Annotated in this window: 12 protein-coding genes; 8 read left to right on the forward strand and 4 right to left on the reverse strand. The window is 53.0% G+C overall.

The features are described from left to right. The first annotated feature begins 114 nt into the window (after positions 1-114). From PsAD5_RS19815 to PsAD5_RS19845, 7 genes are all read left to right on the forward strand, one after another. Positions 115-840 carry a FadR/GntR family transcriptional regulator gene (locus PsAD5_RS19815; RefSeq protein WP_057461439.1) on the forward strand — a complete coding sequence of 242 codons (726 nt, stop codon included), beginning with the start codon at positions 115-117 and terminating at the stop codon, positions 838-840. After that, the gene (locus PsAD5_RS19820; protein WP_063293355.1) at positions 837-2,000 is read left to right on the forward strand and encodes a PLP-dependent transferase; all 1,164 of its coding nucleotides are present in this window, start codon (positions 837-839) and stop codon (positions 1,998-2,000) included. The genes PsAD5_RS19815 and PsAD5_RS19820 overlap by 4 nt, the downstream gene beginning before the upstream one ends. Before the next feature lie 28 nt (positions 2,001-2,028). Beyond that, positions 2,029-3,288: an ABC transporter substrate-binding protein gene (locus PsAD5_RS19825; protein ID WP_063293592.1), complete on the forward strand. Its 1,260-nt coding sequence runs from the start codon at positions 2,029-2,031 to the stop codon at positions 3,286-3,288. Continuing rightward, positions 3,288-4,226 carry a carbohydrate ABC transporter permease gene (locus tag PsAD5_RS19830; RefSeq protein ID WP_063293356.1) on the forward strand — a complete coding sequence of 313 codons (939 nt, stop codon included), beginning with the start codon at positions 3,288-3,290 and terminating at the stop codon, positions 4,224-4,226. The genes PsAD5_RS19825 and PsAD5_RS19830 overlap by 1 nt, the downstream gene beginning before the upstream one ends. 9 nt (positions 4,227-4,235) lie before the next feature. Beyond that, entirely contained in the window at positions 4,236-5,087 is an 852-nt protein-coding gene (locus PsAD5_RS19835) for a carbohydrate ABC transporter permease (RefSeq protein ID WP_206599748.1), read from the forward strand. 11 nt (positions 5,088-5,098) lie between these two features. Then, positions 5,099-6,184 (forward strand): ABC transporter ATP-binding protein, encoded by a 1,086-nt coding sequence (locus tag PsAD5_RS19840; protein ID WP_063293357.1) that lies wholly within the window; start codon positions 5,099-5,101, stop codon positions 6,182-6,184. A gap of 132 nt (positions 6,185-6,316) precedes the next feature. Next, complete coding sequence (locus tag PsAD5_RS19845; protein ID WP_063293358.1) at positions 6,317-7,378, forward strand: Gfo/Idh/MocA family protein; 1,062 nt, start codon at positions 6,317-6,319, stop codon at positions 7,376-7,378. A 124-nt stretch (positions 7,379-7,502) separates the two neighbouring features. On the opposite strand, the gene PsAD5_RS19850 is transcribed toward PsAD5_RS19845, so the two are convergent. From PsAD5_RS19850 to PsAD5_RS19865, 4 genes are all read right to left on the reverse strand, one after another. Further along, a complete protein-coding gene (locus tag PsAD5_RS19850; RefSeq protein ID WP_057461434.1) occupies positions 7,503-8,516 on the reverse strand; it encodes an ABC transporter permease in 1,014 nt (337 codons plus the stop codon). A gap of 58 nt (positions 8,517-8,574) precedes the next feature. Next, on the reverse strand, positions 8,575-10,113 hold the full coding sequence (locus PsAD5_RS19855) for a sugar ABC transporter ATP-binding protein (protein ID WP_063293359.1): 1,539 nt from the start codon (positions 10,111-10,113) through the stop codon (positions 8,575-8,577). A gap of 168 nt (positions 10,114-10,281) precedes the next feature. Then, positions 10,282-11,199 (reverse strand): sugar ABC transporter substrate-binding protein, encoded by a 918-nt coding sequence (locus tag PsAD5_RS19860; protein WP_063287514.1) that lies wholly within the window; start codon positions 11,197-11,199, stop codon positions 10,282-10,284. 103 nt (positions 11,200-11,302) lie between these two features. Further along, a complete protein-coding gene (locus PsAD5_RS19865; RefSeq protein WP_063293360.1) occupies positions 11,303-12,106 on the reverse strand; it encodes a TIM barrel protein in 804 nt (267 codons plus the stop codon). A 263-nt stretch (positions 12,107-12,369) separates the two neighbouring features. On the opposite strand from PsAD5_RS19865, the gene PsAD5_RS19870 reads away from it, so the two are divergent. Then, complete coding sequence (locus PsAD5_RS19870) at positions 12,370-13,389, forward strand: LacI family DNA-binding transcriptional regulator (RefSeq protein WP_208988714.1); 1,020 nt, start codon at positions 12,370-12,372, stop codon at positions 13,387-13,389. Positions 13,390-13,555 lie beyond the last annotated feature (166 nt).

A 13,555-nucleotide genomic window follows, 5' to 3' on the forward strand; every position in this document is an offset into this window, starting at 1 on the left:
GATAAATCAGTGGTTGTACACAGTAGGTATTTACAAGCGCAGATTCCTGTTTCTAAAATTGGTCTGACGTCTGATGGCAGACGAAATCAAATAGACATCTGTGCGGAGCCTAATGTGCCAAGCCCATCCAATAATAAAATTCGGCCAATCAAGACCGAGGACAGAAGCGACGCAATTCTGCAGTCGCTGACAGATTTCATCGTGGAGGAAGGCTTGCAGCCCGGTGACAGATTGCCCACGGAACGAGAGCTGATGAACGGCCTGAAGGTAGGCCGCTCGTCCATTCGTGAGGTGATCCGCCATTTGCAAGCGTTGGGGATCGTGGAGATCCGCCGTGGGTCAGGGACATATCTAAAGCGCCCGCTCTCTGAGAAAACCGTTTACTTGCCGCTGTCCATTGCAACCAAGCGTGATGGCCTGTTGCAAACGCTGGAAGTGCGCCGAGCGCTTGAAGTTGAAGCCTCTATTCTGGCAGCCAAGCGGGCGACGCCGGAAGAGATTGACGAGATGCGCACCAAGTTAGAGCACATGGAGTCGGTCCATCACCTCAATGGGACGGCTGGCCCGGAAGACCTTGAGTTTCACCTGTCTATTTACCGCGCTGCAGGCAATCCGCTGTTTGAGCAGTTGTTGCAGCAGATGCGGGAATCTTTTGAGAGCTTTTTTGATATGCCGTTCGATCGCAAAGATTTTGCCGGACGGTCTTTTCCTTTTCACCGACAATTATTTGACGCCATTGCCGCTGGAGACACGGAGATGGCCCGCAAACATACCTTGGAAATTTTGAGCGTTGTTGAAGAAGATATTGTGCAAATGGCACAGGAAACGGACGCAGTATGATCGACCTGTGGGGGGAGGACACAGCAACAATCGTGGCGCATGATGAAACATCCTTTGCGGATGCAGTCGTGCCACCGATTTTTCAAAACTCGCTTTTCACGTTCTCTTCCTATCAGGAGATGTGTGAAACCTTCGCGGGTAAGATCAACCGCCCGGTTTATACGCGCGGGATCAACCCAACCGTCCGTGCTTTTGAGGAGAAGATTGCCAAGCTGGAGGGTGCTGAAGATGCACTGGCGCTTTCCAGTGGTATGGCCGCTATTTCATCCGCAATCCTGTCTGTGGTGAAGCCCGGTGACCGGATCCTGTCCGTCAAACATGTTTATCCGGACACTTTCCGTTTCTTTGAAATCTTCCTGCGCAAGTTTGGTGTGAGCGTTGATTACATCGATGGCGGCAATCTGGCGACGGTTGAAGCTGCCTTGCCCGGGCATACTCTGTTTTATCTGGAAAGTCCGACCAGCTGGATCATGGAGGCCCATGATGTGAAAGCGTTGTGCGCGCGGGCCAGGGAAGCCGGTGTCACAACGATCATCGATAACAGCTGGGCTTCACCCATCTTCCAGAATCCGATCAAACTGGGCTGCGATATTGTGGTCCATTCAGCATCCAAGTACATCAGCGGCCACAGTGATGTGGTTGCGGGGGTGATCGCAACGTCTGCTGCGCGTGTGGCGCAAATCCGCGGGGAAGTGACCCAGTATCTGGGCAGCAAGATCGCACCGTTTGAGGCGTGGTTGTTGTTGCGCGGCCTGCGGACACTGCCAATCCGTATGAAAGCCCATGAGCAGGCTGGGATGGAGATTGCCAAGCGACTGGCGGAACATCCTCGCGTGAAAACTGTTTTTCATCCGGCGTTCCAGAATAAGGCCCATCCGGGTCTGCGTGGAACTTCCGGTCTCTTTTCAATTGAACTGGCAGACAATGTCAGCGTCGAAGCACTGTGTAATCACCTGAAAATTTTCAAAATGGGTGTGAGTTGGGGCGGGCATGAAAGCCTGATTTGCCCTGCGCAGGCCTCTCTCATTCAATCGGGAGGACCAAACTCAACCGCATTCTTTGGCGTGTCACCGCACGTCGTTCGCCTGAATGTTGGCCTTGAAGACCCTGAGGATCTCTGGGGGGACCTCGAAGAAGCGTTAGGGGCAGCATCAGAATAACATTGCTAGAGGAGAGGCAATTATGAGTTTGAAGAAATTATTGGCCGCAAGTCTTGTGGCAACAGCTATTGCAGGTCCGGCAGCTGCTGAAACCAATCTTCGACTGGTGGAAGTGATCACAAGCCCGGAACGTACCAAGGTTTTGCAGAGTATTGTTTCGCAGTTTGAAGCGGAAAACCCGGGCACCAATGTCGAAATCATCTCGTTGCCCTGGGGGCAGGCTTTCGAGAAATTCGCGACCATGGTTTCTGCTGGTCAGACACCGGATGTGGTTGAAATGCCAGACACATGGGCTGCGCTTTATGCCAATAACGGCGCTTTGGAAAGCCTTGAGCCCTACCTGAAGAGCTGGGATGGCACTGACAAGCTGAATGCCCGCACCATTGAGATGGCACGCAGTGGTTCCGGTACAGCTTACATGCTGCCCTACGGCTTCTATCTGCGCGCCATGTTCTACAACAAGAAGCTCTTCAAGGAAGCGGGTGTTGAAAAAACACCTGTGACATTGGATGACTTCCGTGATGCAGCTGAAAAAGTATCAGCTCTTCCAGGCAAGTACGGCTTCTGTCTGCGCGGTGGCTCTGGCGGTTTGAATGGCTGGGCCGTGTTTGGGGCAACAGCAGCTGGCACAGATCAGTTCTTCGATGAGGAAGGCAACAGCATCATGTCCACGGATGCGTGGATCAAGGGTGCACAGTTCATGGTGGACCTCTATCAGGATGGTCTTGCACCAAAAGACAGCCTGAACTGGGGCTTCAACGAGATCGTGGCAGGCTTCTACTCCGGCACATGTGCCATGCTTGATCAGGATCCGGATGCACTCATTGGCATTTCGCAGCGCATGGACACGAATGATTTCGGTGTGACCACCATGCCAAAAGGTCCAAATGGCAAGGCCTACCCAACCATCGGGTATGCGGGCTGGTCCATGTTTGCTGACAGCGAAGACAAAGACGCCTCCTGGAAGCTGATTGCGAAGCTTCAAAGCCGTGATGCGAACCTTGAGTGGTCCAAGCGTGTGGGAACTCTGCCGATCTACAAAGATGCAGAAAGTGATCCACACTACAACACGCCGCAGTTTGCTGGCTGGTTCGAAGAGCTGTCCGATCCGGACGTCCACCCGCTGACCATGCCAACACATCTTGAAGAATTTGCGTTCTTCAAAGATTCCATCTCCATCCGCACCAGTCAGGAGGCTCTGCTGGGGCGTAAGTCTGCGGAAGAGCTTGGCAAGGAGTGGGGGGAGTACCTCACAACAGCACAGAAAAAGTGGCTGGCTAAACAGTGATGACAGCTGCCACAGACCTTGGAACACACCCTGCCAGTCGGCAGGGTGTGACTTCCCGCAGATTCCTATCCCGATTTGAGCCCTACTTTTATGCTGCCCCTGCCATTGTGTTACTGGTGACTGTGATGATGGTGCCGCTGGTGGTTGGCCTTACCTACACAGTCAGAGACATCCGCATCCTCAATCCGTTCAGTGGCGGTTATGTGGGCTTTGCGCATTTTGAAGCGGTCTGGCACGACCAGAACTTCCATAATGCGCTTTACAATACCTTCTGGTGGACAGTCAGCTCACTGTTCTTTCAGTTCTTTCTGGGGTTAACGCTCGCTCTGCTGCTCAACCGCACTTTTCCGGGACGGCGTATCATCCAGTCGCTTGTTTTTCTGCCTTGGGCGGTGCCTGCATTCCTGTCTGGCCTCAACTGGGCGTGGATGTTCAATCCGGTCATCAGCCCCCTGCCCCAATGGCTGTTTGCGCTCGGCATCCTGAGCGAACCAACCAATATTCTCTCAGATCCTGACCTCGCCATGTGGGGACCGATCGTTGCCAACATCTGGTTCGGCATCCCATTTTTTGCGATCACTTTGCTGGCTGCGCTTCAATCCATTCCAGGTGAGATTTACGAGGCAGCATCCATCGATGGCGCGAGCCGCAAGCAACAGTTTGTCAGTATCACACTGCCGTTTCTGGCGCCGACCATCGCGATTACGCTGATGCTTCGCACCATCTGGATCGCGAACTTTGCGGATCTCATCATCGTCATGACCAATGGCGGACCGGCAGATTCAACGCAGATCGTCTCCAGTTACATCTTCACGCAGGCTTTCCGCCGTCTGGACTTTGGCTATGCCTCCGCAATCGCGGCTGTGCTGCTGGTTCTGTTGATGGCCTATGCCGTCTCCATCATCTTCATCAGGCGCAGTCTGCTGCGCGAAACCTGAGGCTCTGTTATGGCATACTATGCAAAATCAAAGGGCCAACGGGTGGTGGACTGGAGTGTCCATTACGGCCTACTCGCCTGCTATCTGTTCTTTGCGCTGTTTCCGCTTTTTTGGCTGTTCAAGGTCGCGGTGACACCGACTAAACTGCTTTACTCAGAGGGCATCCGCATGTGGCCCTCAGAAATGACGTGGACCAACTTCACACAGGTGATGACAGATACGGATTTTCCGCAGTTCTTCATCAACTCAGCCATCGTGTCAGGCTCAACTGCTTTCATTTCCACGCTGATTGCAGCGGCGGCAGGCTATTCATTCTCACGGTTTCATTATCGTGGTAAGGCAGTCATCATCCTGCTGATGCTGATCACACAGATGTTCCCGCTGGTCATGCTGATTGCACCGATCTTCCGCATTCTCACCCCGCTGGGGCTGACTGACAGCCTGCTCGGCCTTGTGGTGGTCTACACCGCGTTCAACGTGCCGTTTGCAACGTTTTTGATGCAGTCGTTTTTTGATGGCATTCCCAAAGACCTTGAAGAAGCAGCCATGATTGACGGCAATACCCGCTTTGGGGCGCTGGTGAAGATCATCTTCCCGCTCACCCTGCCGGGCATTGCAGCCACGCTTGGCTTTGTGTTCACCGCAGCGTGGAGCGAGCTGCTCTTTGCGCTCATGTTGGTCAGCAGTCCGGATGCAGTGACCTTCCCGGTTGGTTTGCTCACGTTCGTCTCCAAGTTCTCTGTCGATTTCGGGCAGATGATGGCGGCGGGCTTTCTAGCGCTCATTCCAGCGGCAATCTTCTTCTTCCTCATCCAGCGTTATCTGGTGCAGGGTCTTACCGCCGGTGCGGTCAAAGGATAACGAGGTACCCTATGGCTTCTATTCAAATTTCTGAGGCAACCAAATCCTACGGAAACACCGCTGTTCTGCACGGGATCGACCTGAATATTCAGGATGGCGAGTTCATTGTACTGGTGGGACCATCTGGCTGCGGAAAGTCGACCTTGCTGCGCATGATCGCGGGGTTGGAGGAAGTGACTTCAGGTTCTATCTCCATCAACGAGCGGATCATAAATGATCTGCCGCCCCGTGACCGGGACATCGCCATGGTGTTCCAGTCTTACGCGCTCTACCCGCATATGAGTGTGGAGGAAAACATCAGCTATGCGATGACCCTTCGCAAATCACCGAAGGAAAAGATCGCCAGTGCAGTTAACGGTGTCTCCAGTATTCTTGGTCTGAACGGTCTTCTGGAACGGCGCCCCAAAGCACTCTCCGGCGGTCAACGTCAGCGTGTAGCCATGGGGCGGGCGATTGTGCGTGACCCGCAAGCGTTTTTGTTCGATGAGCCGCTTTCCAATCTGGATGCGCGCCTTCGCGAGCAAATGCGCTCGGAAATCCGCAAGTTGCATCGCAAGCTCAATGCCACGTCTATTTATGTGACGCACGATCAGATCGAAGCCATGACCATGGCTGACAGAATCGTCGCCATGCATGATGGATATATTCAGCAGGTTGGTACGCCGCTGGAAATCTACGACAAGCCAGCCAATGTTTTTGTGGCATCATTCATCGGCTCTCCAGCCATGAACTTTATTAAGGGCACAGCCTCGGCATCTGGTGACGGGTATCACCTTCAGACAGATCAGGGACACCAGATTATTCTGCCGGAAAGCTCGGGTTTGAAGGATCGGATGGACGTCATTCTGGGCGTAAGACCAGAACATCTAATGATTGTAGAGGAAGGCCCGGCAAGCCTCCCTGCAACTGTGGATCTGATTGAACCCATGGGTCTTTCCACGCTGGTTCATGTGCGTGTTGGACAAGACAGCCTTAAAATCTTCACACTCGACCGGCCTGATATCGCTGAAGGCACTCAGGTTCACGTGTCTTACATTAAAGAAAAGCTGCATATGTTTGATGCTCGGACGGAAATGCGGCTGGTGTCTCCTGTATAAGTTCCCATGAACTGGTTCGTTGCTGCGGCAACGAACCGTTTTTCTGGGCTCAGGGTTTCCACGTTCTTCTGGGGCAACCTAAACTGGTATAAATACTGCCTGATATATGTACCGCAGAAGGAATTCCTCTGAATGCCCTCGATCAGTCTGGCCGTCGTTGGTTTGGGAATGGCCGCAAAACCACATCTGGAAGCGCTTGACCTGCTGAGAAATCACATTGAAGTCGCAGGTTTCTATACCCGAACAAAGGCCAGGGCAGAGGCTGTCTCTGAGCAATATGGCTGGCCATGCTTTGACAGCCCTGAGCAGATTGCCAGCGATCCGGAGATTGACGCGGTCCTTCTGCTGACCCCACCCGATCAACGCCACGAACTGGTTGAGCTGTTCTCCGGTGCAGGCAAACACATCCTGACAGAAAAACCGCTGGAACGGACCTATGACGCGGCGGCTGAGCTAGTGGAACTCTGCGATTATGCAGGCGTCAAATACGGTGTCGTGTTTCAGCACCGTTTCCGCGAAGGTGCAAAGCAACTGAGGACGTTGCTTTCAGATGGGGCTTTGGGCGATATCCATCTGGTACGGGCGAACATCCCGTGGTGGCGGGATCAGGCCTATTATGATCAGTCAGGCCGGGGCACCTATGCACGCGATGGCGGCGGTGTGCTGATCACGCAGGCCATTCATGTGCTGGACCTGATGCTGAGTCTGACCGGCCCGGCAAAATCCGTGCAAGCCATGTGTGCAACAACCACGGCGCATAAGATGGAAGCAGAGGACTTCGCCACGGCTGGTATTGAGTTTCACAGCGGGGCTGTCGGGTCCATCATGGCGACCACAGCTACCTTTCCCGATGCAAAAGAAACGCTGGTACTGGATGGTTCAAAGGCCTCTGCCCATCTGGAGGGCAGCAAGCTGACGGTGACGTATCGCGACGGGTCTATCGATGTGTTTGGTGAACGCAGCGGGACGAAGGATGGAACGGGTGGCGGGGCTAACCCAATGGCGTTTCCATGTGACTGGCACCGGGATCTTATTGACGATTTCGCCCTCAGCATCATTGAACACCGCGACCCGAAAGTAACCGGTCATGATGCGCTGATGGTGCATGCGCTCATTGAGGCGATTGAGAGCTCTTCCCGCACCGGATCAAAGGTTGATGTGCGTGAGGCCGAGTTGTCGAAGGCCTATATATAACGGTTGGAAAGCGGTTTTAAGCCCTGCAGATAAAAAATGAGCAGGAGGCCGGACGAGGGCTCTCCTGCTCGGGTATTAGGCATCATCCGTGGGAGGTTTTAGCCTAAATTCTTTCGCGGTTTGATCAGACCTTGGCCCGCTTGCGCTGGCGATACTGATCCGCAACCACTGCAGCTACAATGATACCACCTTTCACAATGTCCTGGATGTAAGCATCAATACCAAGGAACGTGAAACCACTCATCATTGTACCCAGAATAATGGTTCCGATGACGGTGCCTGTGATGCGACCAACGCCGCCTGCAAGACTTGTTCCGCCAATAACAGCTGCAGCGATGGCGTCAAGCTCATATGCAAGGCCCATACCTGCCTGTCCACTGCCAGCTCGTGCTGCGGCAACCACACCGCCAAGACCAGCCAGCAAACCAGCAAGGGTGTACACTTTGATCAGGTGACGGCCAACGTTGATGCCGGAGACTTTTGCCGCCTGAACATTTGCACCAGTTGCATAGGTGAATTTGCCGTAGCGGGTGAAGCGCAGGGCTATGTGGAAGATAAACGCGGCCATCAGAAAGATGATCACCGGAATGGTGCCGGAACCGAGCCACATGTATTCTTCAGAAAGCAGGCTGATCGGCTGACCTTTGGTGTAGTAACGTGCTAAACCGCGCGCTGTTACCATCATGCCCAGAGTTGCGATAAACGGAGGGATGGCCGTGTAGGCTATCAACGACCCGTTTATGAACCCGGCTAAGGCCCCGACGGCGATACCAGCCAATACTGGTACGAGGAACGGCATGTCCGTGAACATTGGAAAGACGGCACGGGTATAGTCAGAGGTTTGCGCAAAACTGGCGGCAACCATGGCCGAAAGCGCAAGCACTGAGCCTGAGGACAGGTCAATACCGCCGGTGATGATCACCTGCGTCACGCCAATGGCCAGAAGGCCGATGATGGAAACCTGCAGAACCATAATCAGCAGGCGCTGTGGGTTGAACAGGAAGGTGTCACCCTTCACAATCCAGCCCAGAATTTCAAAAAAGACTGCAATGCCGATCAGTACGAGGAAGATGTTAGCTTCTACCGGCAGTTTTCGAGCTGGAGCATTTGTCTCAGCTGCATCAGTTGCATTTGCCATCTGGCAAGTCCTTTCAATCTCTGCGTCGGGCGCTTAAAGCTGCCGCGCATGAAAACTCTTAGTTGGAAGCAAGGCGCATAACGCTGACCTGATCTGCTTCAGCTCGATCCAGAATTCCGGTGACATGTCCTTCATGCATCACCATCACGCGGTCACTCATGCCCAGCACCTCTGGCATCTCGGAGGAGATCATGAGAACAGCAACGCCCTCACCTGCCAGTTTGGTAATGAGCTTATGGATTTCAGCCTTGGCGCCCACGTCGATGCCGCGGGTTGGCTCATCCAGAATGAGGATGCGAGGTTTGGTCAGCAGCCAGCGACCAATCAGAACCTTCTGCTGGTTGCCTCCAGACAGGTTCTCGATGCGCTCGTTCATGCCCGGTGTTTTAACGCGAAGGGCTTCGCTCATTTCCGTGCACAGCTTGGAGACAGCGCTTTCGGCCACAAACCCGGCTTTCACATGATCCTGACTGAGAAGCGCGATCTGCATGTTCTCCTGAATGTCGAGCATCATGAACAGACCGGTGTCCTTGCGGTCCTCGGTCAGCAACGCCATCCCGTGACCCATGGCCTCTGCTGGCGTTTTGATCTCAACCGTCTCGCCGAACACGCTGATGCTGCCCCCCGTTGCCGGGGTCACGCCGTAGATGGTCTCTGCCACGTTGGTGCGGCCTGAGCCCACCAGACCTGCAACGCCGAGAATTTCACCTGCACGCAGATCGAAGTTCACGTTCTCGAACACACCGTCCAGACACAGATCCTTCACGGAAAGGACCACATCACCGATTGGCACTTCCTCTTTCGGGAACATTTGGGTGATTTCGCGGCCCACCATCATGCGGATGAGCTGATCACTGTCCAGATTGCTGGCAAGGTCGGTGCCGATGTATTTGCCATCGCGGAAGACGGACACGTCATCAGCGATCTCGAAGACTTCGTCCATCTTATGAGTGATGTAGACGATGCCTTTTCCCTCTGCCTTCAGGCTCGCGATGATCTGGAATAGGTGCTCAACTTCGCGGTCTGTCAGAGCCGAGGTTGGCTCGTCCATGATCAGCACATCAGATTCATAGGAAATCGCTTTTGCAATCTCGACCATCTGACGGTTGGCGATGGACAGGTCACGAACTTCAGTTTCCGGATCCAGATTGATGTTCAGCCGGTCGAACAGCTTTTTAGTATTGTCACGCAGCGCTTTATGATCAACAAACCCGAGCTTCGTCAGCGGTTCTCTGCGGATCCAGATGTTCTCGGCAATTGTCATGAACGGCATCAGGTTGAGTTCCTGATGGATCATGGCAACGCCCTGTTCCAGCGCATCCAGCGGCGTGGTCATGTGGACCTGTTTGCCACCCAGACGAACTTCTCCGCGGTCTGGTTGATAGATGCCTGCAATAATCTTCATCAGGGTGGATTTGCCCGCCCCGTTTTCTCCCATGAGGGCATGAACTGTGCCGGGTCGGATGCGCAGGTTCACATCATCCAGTGCAACAACACCGGGGAACTCCTTGCGCACACTATCGACTTCTAGCAGGTATTTTTGCGGGGCTGCGGCACCCTTATTCTCACGTACCGCCTCTTGTGTGCTTAAACTCACAGTCCGTGAACTCCATTTTTCTGCTGGCAGTGTGAGGGGCTTCCGGGTGCCTGGCCCGGAAGCTTGATCACTTGGAGGCTGGGCGCATCCCTGTCATTGGACAAAGTCAAGGGAATGGAACGCGCGCCAGAGCGAGGCGAAAGGCTCTAAAGCTTTCCGCTCAGCTGCTTACTTGTTGAGGAACTCGCCAAGGTTTGCTTTGTTTACCAGCTTGAATGGGATCCAAACGATGGTGTCCACTTTTTCGCCGCGAGCCAGCTTCAAAGCAGCTTTCACAGAGCCAGCGCCCTGGCCTTTAGCGTCCTGGAATACAGTTGCGAACATTTCGCCACGGTCCATGGAAACGAGTGCATCTGGAGTAGCATCAACACCAGCAACTGCGATGTCGCTGGACGCAATGCCAGCCTGCTTCATGGCGATCAGAGCGCCCAGAGCCATTTCGTCGTTGTTTGCAGCAACAGCGTCGATTTTGGTGCCGGACACGATCCAGTTGTTCATCAGGTCGATTGCTTCAGAACGCTGGAAGTCAGCAGTCTGCTCTTCAACAACCTTGATGTCCGGGTAGCTGCCAAGAACTTCTTTAACGCCCTGTGTACGGCCACGTGTGCCGTTGGACGCCAGTTCGCCGAGCATGATAGCAACGTTACCCTTGCCACCCATCTGCTTGGCCAGTTCTTCCATCTGCAAACGACCAGCAACAACTTCGTCAGAGCCCACGAACACAACCTTTTCAGGCAGTTCTTTGTCTTCTGGCTTACGGTTTACGTAAACAAGTGGAATGCCGGCACTGTTGGCCAGTTTGGTGATGCGCGGTGTTGCGGATGTATCAGCCGGGTTCACGATGATTGCGTCAACGCCCTGTGCAACGAAGTTCTGTACCTGGTCGATCTGCTTACCGATGTCACCGCGTGCGTCTTCAAACTGAATTTCAACGCCGTCAGCTTTGGCTGCTTCGTCACCCATCGCGTTGCGCAGGATGGTCAAGAAGTTATCATCAAAATAGGCCATTGAAACGCCGATGTTCTCAGCCATGACGCTGGTTGTCATCATTGCCGATGCAGCTAAAGCCAATAGAGTACGTTTCATTAGTTCCTCCTCCGTGCCGAAATTTGGCACTTCTCCCAAGATTATGCTGGCGCGGATCCCCATCTACGCCAAATTATTTAGCGAAATCAGTCGCCTGGTATGATCAGGCGGCGGTTGCCGCCTGTAATTCTTTTTTCAGGAAATCAAAGCTTGCCTGCGTGGCGTCAACCACGTTTTCAAGGGCATGCACAACTGGAGAAAATGGCTCCAGAGACACGTGACCTGTGTACCCGTTGGCAAGCATGGTTTTGATTTGCGCTGCGTTGCCCAAACGGTCGGCTTTACTCACCAACAGGCGGTGATCATCCAACATTTGCGCGATGGAAAGGTCTGGATCTTCAACGCCGGAAATGTGCATGAGACCTGTCTGGTCCGCAAAGAACTCTGTTTCTTCAGCCAGGTGATGATGGAACGTATCATGCACCAGCTTGAACACGCCCTCACCGTCCACATCGCGGATTGCGGCAACAGCGTCTGCCTTGAGGCGCAAGGAGCACTGCGGGAAGCCGAGAGGCTCAACCAGACCGGTGACACCGGCGGTTTCCAGCAGAGGCTTGAGTTCTTTCAGAGACTGACGCAGGTTCGCTGCCAGCTCATCATCGCTCTTGCCATAGTCATGGTCATTGACCGGGCACATCACGAGAGCTTTGGAACCACACCGCTCAGCAAAGCCGATGAGTTCGTTTGCCTCAGCAAGACGAGTATGTGACCACTCGTTAAAACGCTGAAGGGCATTGATGCTGATGATTTCGATGCTATGCTTTTCAGCGCGTGCTTTGACGTCTTCTGCTGGTGTTTTCTGCTCAAACGGATTGCCAGCAATGTCATTGCGGATTTCTACGGCATTGATCCCCATGGAGGCAGCCATGCCAAAGAACGCGTCCAGCGTCATTTGAGGTGCAAGCATATGGTTCAACGCGAAGTTGATGTTTCCCGACAAACGACTTCTCCCAATGTCCGATGTATAAACATCAATTTGATCTGCTAAAGATCATATGTAAGTACTGGTACCTGTCAATTTAGAGTCTGAAATTACATGTAAAATCAGGATGAGAGAACGAATATTCCATCATTTCAATATTTTGGAAGGTTTGCTCCCGTGAAGTCAAAATGTGAATTTCGGTGTCAAGATTGACCGTTTTGATGGCTTAACAATCAAGGATGATATATATGAGGCGTGGCAGCTGGCAGAATCCGAGTGTGTTGGACATTGCAAACAAGGCAGGTGTTTCGACCGCTACAGTTGACCGTGTCCTCAATAAACGGGGTGGTGTTTCCAAGGTCAAAGTGGGGCTGGTTCACAAGGCACTGGTGGAGCTGAAAGAGCCCGAAGAGGTTGCCTTGGAAAAAGTTTCTCCAATAACCGTTGGGTTGCTGGCGGATTCTGGAACGAGTTTCATTGAAGAGCTTATGGGACTGGTGGATCAGCGCTACGGGGATGATCCCAATGTGCGGTTCAAGCGCTTTTCTTCGCACACCAAAGACTTTGAACCGAGTGTGTTTTCAGAGCGGATGATCTCCTGGGCAAGCAAATATGACGGCATCATTATTGCCGTGCGTGAACATCCCGCTATCACCCGCGCTATTGAAGAAATCAGCGAAGCCGGAACGCCGGTGATCTGCCTGACAACAGACCAGCAAAGCCCTAAACACCTTGGTTACGTTGGGATGGATCAGATCGCAGCAGGCCTGTGTGCTGCCCAGTTGCTGGGGAAACTCTCTGGCGGCAAAACAGGCGAAGTCTTCCTTGCAACCAGTGCGCATTACCACTGTCAGGAAGGGCGGGAGACTGGTTTCCGGCGATTGCTGCGCAAGGATTATCCCAATATCGCCATTTCTGAGATCATCAACTCTAACGATGATGCGGAGACCGTCTATCAGTTGTTCAAAAAGCGATTGGATGAAGGCGCAAGGCCACTTGGTATTTACAATGTTGCAGGCGGAAATACAGGTATCGCAAAAGCAATTGGTGAGCTGGGTTCGCCGATCACCTTTGTCGGCCATGAGTTGAACGAAAACTCACGCAAGCTGCTTGAGAATGATCAGATGGATTTCGTAATTACACACGATATGGAAACCGAGCTGAAGCGGTGCGTCAGACTCATTAGGTGGCAAAAGGATTTTCCTGATGGGATTCAACCAGAATACGGGGCTTTACCGCCTGTTTTGAAGACGCGCTTCAACATCTGATGTATTTATGATGCAAATATTTGGATGAATTAGACTGCCATTCTAAGGAATGGAATATATTTTCCATGGAATTGTGTGTTTGAATTATCTCAAATCCCAGGAAAAACAACGCATATCCGGCATTTGGCGTTCATATTGTGCCCATGTGCAGAGTGGCATCATGGCA

Source organism: Pseudovibrio sp. Ad5 (genome assembly GCF_001623095.1).
Classification (GTDB): Bacteria; Pseudomonadota; Alphaproteobacteria; order Rhizobiales; family Stappiaceae; genus Pseudovibrio.

What these genes read in the sequence shown, in the direction of transcription:
- PsAD5_RS19820 (WP_063293355.1), top strand. Translation starts at nt 837, where the DNA reads ATGATCGACCTGTGGGGGGAGGACACAGCAACAATCGTGGCGCATGAT.
- PsAD5_RS19830 (WP_063293356.1), top strand. Translation starts at nt 3,288, where the DNA reads ATGACAGCTGCCACAGACCTTGGAACACACCCTGCCAGTCGGCAGGGT.
- PsAD5_RS19835 (WP_206599748.1), top strand. Translation starts at nt 4,236, where the DNA reads ATGGCATACTATGCAAAATCAAAGGGCCAACGGGTGGTGGACTGGAGT.
- PsAD5_RS19840 (WP_063293357.1), top strand. Translation starts at nt 5,099, where the DNA reads ATGGCTTCTATTCAAATTTCTGAGGCAACCAAATCCTACGGAAACACC.
- PsAD5_RS19845 (WP_063293358.1), top strand. Translation starts at nt 6,317, where the DNA reads ATGCCCTCGATCAGTCTGGCCGTCGTTGGTTTGGGAATGGCCGCAAAA.
- PsAD5_RS19850 (WP_057461434.1), bottom strand. Translation starts at nt 8,516, where the DNA reads ATGGCAAATGCAACTGATGCAGCTGAGACAAATGCTCCAGCTCGAAAA.
- PsAD5_RS19860 (WP_063287514.1), bottom strand. Translation starts at nt 11,199, where the DNA reads ATGAAACGTACTCTATTGGCTTTAGCTGCATCGGCAATGATGACAACC.
- PsAD5_RS19865 (WP_063293360.1), bottom strand. Translation starts at nt 12,106, where the DNA reads ATGCTTGCACCTCAAATGACGCTGGACGCGTTCTTTGGCATGGCTGCC.
- PsAD5_RS19870 (WP_208988714.1), top strand. Translation starts at nt 12,370, where the DNA reads ATGAGGCGTGGCAGCTGGCAGAATCCGAGTGTGTTGGACATTGCAAAC.